Origin of the sequence: Mycoplasmopsis gallopavonis, assembly GCF_900660635.1 — a bacterium.
Taxonomy (GTDB): Bacteria; Bacillota_I; Bacilli_A; order Mycoplasmatales; family Metamycoplasmataceae; genus Mycoplasmopsis; species Mycoplasmopsis gallopavonis.
In genome coordinates, this window is the sequence record NZ_LR215031.1 from 565,622 (window position 1) to 576,641 (window position 11,020).

General features: G+C 28.4%; 8 protein-coding genes and 1 pseudogene. 7 read left to right on the plus strand and 2 right to left on the minus strand.

The genetic code is table 4. The features are described from left to right. The first annotated feature begins 62 nt into the window (after positions 1-62). Complete coding sequence (locus EXC53_RS02345) at positions 63-1,322, plus strand: DDE-type integrase/transposase/recombinase (RefSeq protein ID WP_129724498.1); 1,260 nt, start codon at positions 63-65, stop codon at positions 1,320-1,322. 58 nt (positions 1,323-1,380) lie between these two features. On the opposite strand, the gene EXC53_RS02350 is transcribed toward EXC53_RS02345, so the two are convergent. Then, positions 1,381-2,949: an AlbA family DNA-binding domain-containing protein gene (locus EXC53_RS02350; protein ID WP_119572342.1), complete on the minus strand. Its 1,569-nt coding sequence runs from the start codon at positions 2,947-2,949 to the stop codon at positions 1,381-1,383. Positions 2,950-3,153: 204 nt separating this feature from the next. Here EXC53_RS02350 and EXC53_RS02355 point away from each other — a divergent pair, with 204 nt between their 5' ends. Continuing rightward, the gene (locus EXC53_RS02355) at positions 3,154-4,842 is read left to right on the plus strand and encodes an IS1634 family transposase (protein WP_129724495.1); all 1,689 of its coding nucleotides are present in this window, start codon (positions 3,154-3,156) and stop codon (positions 4,840-4,842) included. Between the two features lie 168 nt (positions 4,843-5,010). Here the strand turns inward: EXC53_RS02355 and EXC53_RS02360 are convergent, their stop codons facing one another. After that, entirely contained in the window at positions 5,011-7,392 is a 2,382-nt protein-coding gene (locus EXC53_RS02360) for a phosphoketolase family protein (RefSeq protein ID WP_119572308.1), read from the minus strand. A 505-nt stretch (positions 7,393-7,897) separates the two neighbouring features. On the opposite strand from EXC53_RS02360, the gene tuf reads away from it, so the two are divergent. From tuf to EXC53_RS02375, 5 genes and pseudogenes are all read left to right on the plus strand, one after another. Beyond that, positions 7,898-9,085, plus strand: coding sequence for an elongation factor Tu (gene tuf / locus EXC53_RS02365; RefSeq protein ID WP_119572352.1), 1,188 nt, complete (start codon positions 7,898-7,900; stop codon positions 9,083-9,085). Positions 9,086-9,692: 607 nt separating this feature from the next. Continuing rightward, on the plus strand, positions 9,693-10,301 hold the full coding sequence (locus EXC53_RS02370) for a tRNA (cytidine(34)-2'-O)-methyltransferase (RefSeq protein WP_129724660.1): 609 nt from the start codon (positions 9,693-9,695) through the stop codon (positions 10,299-10,301). After that, positions 10,301-10,399, plus strand: a pseudogene (locus EXC53_RS04370) (TrmH family RNA methyltransferase); the annotation flags it as partial. The gene EXC53_RS02370 and the pseudogene EXC53_RS04370, both read left to right, overlap by 1 nt. A 15-nt stretch (positions 10,400-10,414) precedes the next feature. Next, complete coding sequence (locus EXC53_RS04200) at positions 10,415-10,582, plus strand: hypothetical protein (protein ID WP_165260999.1); 168 nt, start codon at positions 10,415-10,417, stop codon at positions 10,580-10,582. A 38-nt stretch (positions 10,583-10,620) separates the two neighbouring features. Further along, the gene (locus tag EXC53_RS02375; RefSeq protein ID WP_235666641.1) at positions 10,621-10,956 is read left to right on the plus strand and encodes a TrmH family RNA methyltransferase; all 336 of its coding nucleotides are present in this window, start codon (positions 10,621-10,623) and stop codon (positions 10,954-10,956) included. The last annotated feature ends 64 nt before the right edge of the window (positions 10,957-11,020 follow it).

Here is an 11,020-nt window from a genome sequence, read left to right on the forward strand (position 1 = left end):
AAATATTAAATCAGGATAAAAAAATTAGACACATTCCAAAAAGAAAGGAGTGTGTCTTTTTTATGCGTTTAAAACAATTTACAAAAGAACAAAAATTAAAATATATCCACATTTACCAAAAAGAAGGTTTTGAAATAGCGATTATAACTTTTGTTGAAGATTTTTGAGAAAGATATCAAATCATAAAACAAAGAAAAGAGGGTAAGCATGAAAATCCTTATAGAAGAGCGAAAGCTTTATTAAAGAGTTGGATAAAAATATATAATTTCAACATGAATAATTTAGAAAGTAAATCAGGTAAAAGTAAAAAACCTAACTCAGGAAGAAGAAAAAGAGTTAGCATCAATGAATTGTGTGAGGAAGATAGAGATCTTTATCAGGATATTATGGAAGAAATTTTGGAAGAAAGAGGAGTAAAACAACAAGAAATTTTTGAAAAAATTAGAAAAAGAAAAGAAGAAAAAAGTAAACAATTTAGAAATATTTCAAAAATTTCATTAGTTTTGAAATTAAATCGAACTTCTTTTTATTACTCTTATTCTAAGAAAGAAAAAATTGACAAAAAGAAATATATTGATCATGAATTAATTAATTGAATTAATTTAGAAGCTAAAAATTCTAATTTTGTTATAGGAAGAGATAAACTTTATCAAAAATACTTATTAACGCACCAAAAAAGAATTTCTTCATATTTATTTAGACTAAATTATGAATTTAATCAATATAAATCAAGAGCATATCAAAAGAAAAAATCAAAGAAAAACAAAGAGGTAAAATTCTCTAGAATCTGAGCATCAGATTTAGTTCAAGGAAATTTTAAATCAAATTATTTTGGTGAAAAATTACATGCAGATATTAAATTTATTAAAACAAAAGAAGGAATGAGATTTCTTCATGTTATCACCGAAACTTTTAGTAACACTGTTTTAAATTGAACTTTATCGGATATAAGAGATTCTGCATCTACTATAAAGCTTGTTCAAGATACTCTTGATAAACATCAAATCAAACCTACTATTTTTCATTCAGATCACGGAATTGAATATGCAAATTTTGCCTTTTCTAAATTTTTAAAAAATGTAAATACTAAACAATCAATGTCTCCAAAAGGTAATTCATTAGCAAATAGACCTTCCGAATTTATTTTTGCATTAATTCAAAGAGAATTATTAGATTTTTATGAAACTGATAAAATGTTAGATAGCGAAGTGAATTTAATCATATCTAAATATTTTTCTTGATATAACCTCGAAAGACCTCAATCAAATTTAAATTGAAAAACGCCGCATGGTTTTTTAACACATGCGACGTTAAGTGTCTAATTTATTTATCCTAATATACAAGAATATTCTTGTTATTTTTTTATATAGTTAATATTTATTAAAATTTATCTTTTTTAATTATTCACTTTCCAGACTTAGTAGAACCTTCTCTTGAAATAGAACCTTCTTTTAATAATTTTTTTATATGATAACGAACACCATCAAATGATATTTTTAAATTTCTTGCAATTTGTCTTGCTGTTATATTTGGGTAAAGTGCCATTAATTCAATTATTTTATCTGGAACTGATCTTTCAATCGTGATTTCTTGGGTAGTTTCTTGGGTAGTTTCTTGGGTAGTTTCTTGGGTAGTTTTAATGTTGTTTGTGTCTTTTAAAAATTCTTTGTTGATTTGCATTACTGCATTTGTGTAATTTTCATTACCATTTTCAGGATAAAAAATTAAAGCAGGCGAAGAATTTTTAGAAAGTGCATCTTTTGCTCTTCTTATTCCAGAACCAAATGATTCTATTAATTTCAACGAATAAAACATATCTTTAATTTCTTTATTCAAATATTGTCTTCTATCAAATGTTGTTTCTTTGTTAAGTGCTTCAATAGTTATTGGAGGAAGGGGTCTGTTATGATTTATAAATGAAATTTTATCTTTATAAACATAAATTCCTACATATTGTGGAATATCGTACTCTTTATGTAAAATTGCATTAGTGGCAATTTCTTTAAATGCTGTTAAAGGATAATTGTATATAATCTTATGTTTTATTTTATTAGGATCTCTTATTGTGTATGAAGATAAAATGTTCTCTTGAAAAAAATTATTTACTTGTTTGACTTGAATCCAAATAGGCCCATCAAATTTTTTAGATTCCATTTTATCAGTATTTTGTATTTCTCTTATTATTTCAACATGTGCATTTGGAATGAATTTATTAGGTTTTTCAGCAAACATTAATACTGCAAAATTTTTTGCTCTATAAATTTTTCCATGCTCGCTAGAACTTACTAACCCCATACTTTTTGCCATTTCAAGTTTAGGCATCTTTATAATATCTTTTTTCGCTCCCGTTTGCAATAAATACTCTTTCATATATTCGTAACTTAAATCATCTATTGTTGCATAATCATTTAAATTAGAACTAAATGAGAAATTAGCAAATTTTTTTAATAGTTCAAATTCTTCCATTGGATTTGGTAATCTAGATTCCCTACCTACCCTAATATATCTTCCTTGTTTTAGTCTAATATTTTTATCTTTTTCTGCTTTTTCGCTTGTTTGAAAAGGACCTTGACTACTGCTTTCAACAGCTATAATAATATAATATTTATCATCTATCTTATCATTGAGAATTTTATAATTAATTTTTGGATGTATATTAGACAATAATGACTTTAATTCATTTTCTGTCGACTCAATTTGAGACTCACTTATTCCTGTTATTGGTCTTTTTGGTATTGCTTTTTCTTTTGTTTCAATATTATTTACTTCTTCAACTCCGATGAATAAAAGACCTATTTCGTCATTCATATAATTATTCGCAAAAGCACAAGCTGTTTTTAAAATTTTATCCTTGAAAATTGCTGATTTTTTATATTCTATAAAACTATTTTCTATATTTTTATTTTCAAGAATATTATGTGCAATTTTTTTGATATCTGAAATTCTCATCATATCTCCTTTTTCGAAAAAGTCTATATATAAATAATTTTAAATGTTTTTAAATATTTTTAGTAGTTTATGATTTTTTGATTATATTTCAGATTTTTTTATTGCCCTGAGTTTCCAAGTTGGAAGCTCTTTTTTATACCTTTTACCTTATTACTTATATACATTGTATATAAGTACCATTTTCAATTATTTTAACTTTTTACAATGATTACAATGATAATAATGTATAATATAGATATGAGTAACTACATTCTGTATAAAAGAAAAAACCCAAAAGGAATTTACATTGCATTAGGAATATCAAAAGGATATGGTAAAGGGATTGGTAATTTAGTTGGATTAGGTTATTGAGAAGAAATTAAAGAAAAATATTCTCTACAAAACATCGATGATTTAAAACCAATTGCTAGATTGGTTCCTGTTGGAGAAGATAAAATTGAAGTTAAAACCAAATTTTTCCAATTGCTTAACCCGACATCTGTTGAAACAAATGTAAAAAACGTTGGTATTGAATTGATTTATAAAGTAATTAAAGAACTAGATTTATTTAAAGGGTTACCGAAAACTAAACACAAATCTTTAGAAGAAGTATTGGAATTTATTGTTGCAACAAGAATAATTCAACCAAGAAGTTATATTTGTCAATACAAAAACAAAAATGACTTTTTACATGAGATAGATATAAAAAAATCTTCAATTTATAACTATTTTGATACTTTTTTAGAATATAAAAATACAATTTTAGTCAATATTTATAACAAAATGCAAGAATTGACAACTAGAAACACAAAATTAATGCATTTTGATAATACAACTGTTTATTTTCAAAGTTTTTCAAGAGATGGTTTGAGACAAAGAGGTTTTTCTAAAGATGGAAAACATGATGAAGATCAAATTGTTGTGGCTATGGCAGTTGATAATAATGGTATTCCTTTTCACTATAAAGTTTTCGAAGGAAATACTGCAGATTCTAAAACTCTTGTGAAATTTTTAGTCGAAATGCAAAGAATTTACAAAACAAAAGACACAGTAATAGTTGCTGATAAAGGTATTAGTCAAAATGCAAATTTAAGATATTTAGAACAAAAAGGATATAAATATATAGTTCAGAAACGTATTGATATTCTTGGAAAAGAAGATAAAGCATTTATAGTAAATGATCAAGGATTTGTTCAAGAAAATGATTATTTTACTAAATCTAGATTCGTCCAATCTGTTTGAGCTAAAAACAAAAATAAAAAAAGATATAGCGATACTTTTAGAAAACAATTTATCTATTTTAGCCCTTCAAAACAAACTTTAGACAAAATAAAAAGACAAAATCTTATTAATAAATTGGAGAAAAAGTCTATTAACGGTGAATTGCCATTAAGTGCTTTGGTTCCAGAATATAAGAAAAAGTATATGGATGTAGATGGTAAAACAGTCGGAAGATTAAATATCGAAAAAATTAAAAAAGTAGCTAATGAAGATGGCTTTTATATGATTGAAACCAACATAACAAACATAGATTCAAAAGAAGCGAATGAAATATATAAGGGACAATGAAAAGTGGAAGAAGGATTCAGAACTTTAAAATCAGCAATCGAAGTTAGACCGATGTACGTTTATAAAGACGAGCATATTCAATCTCATGTATTTTTATGCTTTTTGTCTCTAATTGTTTTGAAATATTGCATTTATAAATTAAAGAAATTTTATAAAGATAATGGAGAGATTCAAAAACTCACAATGAATATGTTTATAGATGCATTGAAACTTATAACAATCACAACAAAGACTGTGAATGGTAAAGTTGTAAGTGAAATCAAGAATAATTTAGACCCAGAACATAATGAATTAAACAAAATATATTGTGATTTTCAATATGCGGTTGATGGTCTATCATTGTAATTTAAAAGTACAAAAAACGAATACGCCTTATTTGTAGGTGTATTCGTTTTTTTCTTCATTACAACTTGGAAACGCAGGTTTTGATTATATTTCAGATTTTTTTATTGCTGTTTAAAAATAAAAAAACATAAAGCATTTATGCTTTATGTTTGTGGTGAGTGTCTTAAATTATTTGTTAAGACCTTTTCATTGTCAGAATCTAACTTCATCTTCGTCAATTCCAACTTCTTGAATGTATTGTTTGTGGAATTTAATTTTTTCATCCATAAGTTTAACAAAGTCATCAGCTTTTGCTCCAAATACTGCTTTAGCTGCTGTTTGTGACATGTGGTATCTATCCATATCACTCATTAAACGAATGTCGAATGAAGTTGTAATATCTCCGTTTTCTCTATATCCATGTGGATGTAAGTTGTGGTTTTTACGTGAGAAGAAGATATCTCTTAATAATCCTTCGTATCCGTGGAATGCAAATACAACTGGTTTATCTTTTGTGAAGATAGCATCAAATTCTTCATCTGAAAGACCTCTTGGGTCAAGACTTGGGTGACGTAATCTTAATAAATCAACAACGTTAACAAATCTGAATTTTAATGATGGGTATTGTGTGTGTAAGTATTCTGCTGTTGCTAAAAGTTCTAATGTAGGTTCTGTACCTGAAGATACAAGTACTAAATCAGGTTCTTCACCATCTTTAACTGTTGAAGCTCAATCAATAACTTTAAGACCTTTTTCAACTAATTCAGCTGCTTCTTCTTTTGTAAATCATTGTTCTCTTGGTTGTTTTGAAGCAACGATTAAGTTAATTACATCTCTTTCTTTTAATGTTTTTTCTAAAACAGCTAATAATGAGTTTGAGTCCGCTGGTAAGTATTCTCTGATTAATTCAGGTTTTTTATCAGCTAAGTGTCCTAAAATACCTGGGTCTTGGTGTGTATACCCGTTGTGGTCTTGTTGGAATGCTGTAGAAGTAGCAATAACATTAAGTGATGGGTAATCATTTCTTCAGTGAACTTTTCTTGCTTTTGCAACTCATTTCATGTGTTGTGTAAGCATTGAATCAACAACTCTTAAGAATGATTCGTATGAAGCAAAGAATCCGTGACGTCCTGTTAATACATAACCTTCTAAAATACCTTCTGCTTGGTGTTCTGAAAGTTGTGAGTCAATTAATCTTCCAACTGGTCCAACAGCTTCATCTAATTCAGCATCTACTCTTTCTAATCATTGACGGTTTGTAACTTTAAGAATGTCAAATAATCTATTTGATTTAGTTTCATCTGGTCCAAAAGCACGGAAGTTTGTAGGGTTCATTTGGATAACTTTTGCATAGTATTTACCAGCGTTAACCATATCTTGGTCTTTCTTAGAACCTGGTTTACCAATTTCGATTGCAAAATCTTGTCATTTTGGTAAATCAAGTGGTTTTGGATCAATTCCACCATTTGTAATAGGTGTAAGTCCCATACGTTTTAAACCTTTTGGAGCAATTTCAGCATATTCTGCTTTAAAGCTTCCGTCAGCATTGAATAATTCAGCTGGTTTATATGACATTAATCAGTCTTCTAATTCTTGTAACATTTTTGGATTTTCTGATGTTACAGGTAATGGAACTTGGTGTGCTCTGAAGCTTCCTTCGTATGTTAAACCTTCAATTTTGTGTGGACATGTTCAACCTTTTGGTGTACGCACAACAAGTGCAGGTCATAAAGGTCTTGTAGCATTTTCTGCACCTTTTTTAGCAGCTTCTGCTCTAATAGCTTGAATTTTTTCGATTGCTTCGTCAAATTTAGCAGCCATTTGTGCATGAATACCTACTTGATCATTTACATCGGCTTCAACGAAAATTGCATCTCATCCATATCCAAATAACATGCTTTTAATTTCTTCGTTTGTTTTACGAGCCATAATTGTAGGGTTAGAAATTTTTCCACCATTAATATGTAAAATAGGTAAAACTGTTCCGTCATTTACTGGGTTAATGAATGATGAACTGAATCATCCAGCAGCTAATGGACCTGTTTCTGCTTCACCATCACCGATAACTGTAGCAGCAATAACTTGTGGGTTATCTAAAATTGCTCCTGTAGCATGTGAAAGTGAGTAACCTAATTCTCCACCTTCGTGAATTGAACCAGGTGTTTCAGGTGCAGCGTGGCTAGCTGTTCCACCAGGGAATGAGAATCTTTTGAACATTCTCTTAAGACCTTCTGTATCTTTTGTAATTTCTGGGAATAATTCTGTGTAGCTTCCGTCAAGGTATGAGTTAGAAATCATAACTTGTCCACCGTGTCCAGGACCTTCAATGTAAAACATTTCAAGATCATATTTATTAATTACACGGTTTAAGTGAGCATAGATTAAGTTTTGCCCTGGAATTGTTCCTCAGTGTCCGATTGGATACATTTTAACGTCTTCAGCTTTTAATCCACCTTCTAAAAGTGGGTTATTTCTTAAATAAATTTGCCCTACTGAAAGATAGTTAGCAGCTCTTCATCAGGCATGCACTTTTTCTAAATATTCTTTTGTATCAAATTTTGTTTGATTCATATATAACATCCTTTTTATTTAAATAATATTCATTATCTTAGACACATTAAAAAAGAAAATTTCTTAATATGTATTTAAATTATCTTATTTTTTTGATATTTGGTAAATAAATAGTTCCCAACTGTGGAAAGTTTTCCAGTTCCATGAACCTTGATCATTCTAGTTTATAACTCCAAAAATAGCTAAGAAATATTTTTTTGAAATTATGTCTTTTTAATAATTTTTATTTTATATATTTAGAAAATTCAAGAAGTTTATTTATAAATTTGTCAAATTTTGTAAATATCTTTTTTTGCTAAAATATATTTATAAATTTTTAAAAAATTACATAATAATTTAAATATGACAGGTTAATTTATTTTTATTTTATTTGCTAAAATATATATTGCTAATTAAATTATTAAGGACAGGACCTAGGTGAAAGACTAGGCTTTGGTTGGTTTTAGCGCTAGAACACATATATTTATCTAATAAAATAATATAAATTAGATTGGAAAGGAATAATATGGCAAAATTAGATTTTGACCGTAGTAAAGAACACGTTAACGTTGGAACAATCGGACACGTTGACCACGGTAAAACTACATTAACAGCAGCTATTGCTACAACATTAGCTAAAAAAGGATTATCAGAAGCTCGTGATTACGCTTCAATCGATAACGCACCAGAAGAAAAAGCACGTGGAATTACAATTAACACATCACACATCGAATATCAAACAGAAAAAAGACACTACGCACACGTAGACTGTCCAGGTCACGCTGACTACGTTAAAAACATGATTACAGGGGCAGCTCAAATGGACGGAGCTATCTTAGTTGTTGCTGCAACAGATGGACCTATGCCTCAAACACGTGAACACATCCTTCTTTCAAAACAAGTTGGTGTACCACGTATGGTTGTTTTCTTAAACAAATGTGATATGTTAGAAGGTGAAGAAGACATGATCGAATTAGTTGAAGTTGAAATTCGTGAACTTCTTTCAGAATACGGATTTGACGGAGATAACGCTCCAATTATCCGTGGATCAGCTTTAAAAGCACTTGAAGGTGATGAAAAATACGAAGCTAAAATTATGGAACTTATGGACGCTGTTGATTCATACATCGAAACACCAGTTAAAGAATTTGACAAACCATTCTTAATGGCTGTTGAAGACGTTTTCACAATTACAGGACGTGGAACTGTTGCAACAGGACGTGTTGAACGTGGTAAATTACAATTAAACGATGAAGTTGAAATCGTTGGATTAAAACCTACTAAGAAAACAGTTGTTACAGGAATCGAAATGTTCCGTAAAAACCTTAAAGAAGCTATGGCTGGAGATAACGCAGGATTATTACTTCGTGGAGTTAACCGTGAAGAAGTTGAACGTGGACAAGTTTTAGCTAAACCAGGATCAATCGTTCCTCACACAGAATTCGAAGCTGCAATTTATGTACTTAAAAAAGAAGAAGGTGGACGTCACACACCATTCTTCAAAAACTATAAACCTCAATTCTACTTCCGCACAACAGATGTAACAGGTGGAGTTGAATTTGAAGCTGGACGTGAAATGGTTATGCCAGGTGAAAACGTTAACTTAAAAGTTAAATTAATCGCACCTATCGCTGTTGAAGAAGGAACAAAATTCTCAATCCGTGAAGGTGGACGTACAGTTGGTGCTGGTTCAGTAACAAAAATTATTAAATAGTTTTTACAAACCAGAATCATACTTAAAAATACCAAACAAAAGTTTGGTATTTTTCTTTTTAATATAGTTTTTAAGTTGTATAAGTTTTTAAAAGTGATTTTTAAAATCTTTTTAAGTTTTCAAGATGGATTTTTGAATTTTTTTGCAGTTTTTACATAAATTACTTAAAAAGATTATTTTTAGCTCAAAAAAGTAGCTTTTTATACTTTTTATAAAATTTTATTTTTGAAAATTGCTAGTTAAGATTTTTTAATTTTTCCTTTTAGGTTTATAATATAAATGTGGAAGTAAAAAATGAATATTTTTTCATGTAAATTTTTTGATGAGATTTAAGTCTAAAAGTAATTTATTCTGGTCAAATAGTTGCTTTAAGCCTTAAATTTAGGACTTAAAGGATTTACCTACAATTTATTTAAAGCTAGTTAATTTTAGTAAGTAATACTTCTTTCATTTATTTTCAATTCCACATTCTCACTCGAGAAATAGTTTTCTAAACTTTTTGGTGTTACTTTACAGAATTAACATTCAAATAGCAATAAGTAATTTTGTATATTTATTTCATTCATAAAAAACACACTCACGTGTGTTTTTTCTTTATAATATAAACATGTTAAATATAGTTTTATATCAACCCGAAATTTGTCCAAATACAGGAAATATTATTCGGACATGTTTTGCTCTTGGAGCAAAACTTCATATTATTAAACCAATTGGTTTTGATTTGCATCCCAAATGATTACGTAGATATGGTGCGGGAAGAATGCTTTCTGATATTAGACATGAAGTTCATGCATCATATGAAGATTTTTACAAAAAATATCATGATAAACAAATTTATTATGTTACTCGCTATGGTTTAAATTTATATAGTGATATTAATTATCAAGAAGTTTATGATCAAACCAAGGAAGTTTGATTAATGTTCGGAAGAGAATCAACAGGAATTGATAAGCAAATTCTTCAAAATAATTTATCAAATTGCATTAGAATTCCGATGGTTTCTGCGATGCGTTCTATTAATTTGGCTAATTGTGTAAGTATTTTAGGTTTTGAAGTGATGCGTCAATTAGATTTTCAAGATTTATCTAAATTCGAAGTAGAAAAAGGAAAAATTACCTCATTGATAATGATTTTAACAAGTAAAACTAATCCGAAAATTAAAGAATTAAAAAAATTACAGCAAAAAAATATCGTGATCAAGAAAATGCTTTTTTAATTGAAGGATATCATCTTGTCGATGAAGCTTTAAAACGGAATTTAAAATTAGAAATTTATGAAGTTTTAGATCACGCTAAATACTCTAATTCAACTTTAATTACATCTGATCTTATGAATTATTTAAGCACGACTGTGACACCGCAAAATGTAGTTGCAAAAGTAACTAAATTAAGTAATATTACTTCATTTGAATCTTTAGTTAATCTTCAAAAAATGAATAAAGTATTGGTTTTAAATAAACTACAAGATCCGGGTAATATTGGAACAATTTACGTTTAGCTAAAGCGTTTGATTTTGATACTGTAATTTTAGAACAAATAGATCCGTATAATTCTAAAATTATTCGCTCATCACAAGGTGCTTTATTTGATTTGAATTTAATTCTTTCAAATAATCTCAAAGTAAATTTAGAAACACTCAAAGAATCTAATTTTCAAGTTTATGAAACTTTATTAGATCCACAAGCTCAAAAATTAAATGATGTGGTTTTTCCTAAAAATAAGATTGTAGTTGTTGTTGGTAATGAAGGACAAGGAATTAGCAAGGAACTTTGAGATTTAGCTGATGTTAAAGTTTATATCCCAATTTCTTTTGAAAGTTTAAATGTAGCTTGTGCTACTGCAATTGTTTTAGATAAAATCAGAAATAGATAGGAGTAAAATGAAAGATATTTTAGAAAACATTAAATCTAAAATTATTAACGCAACCTTTAATCTA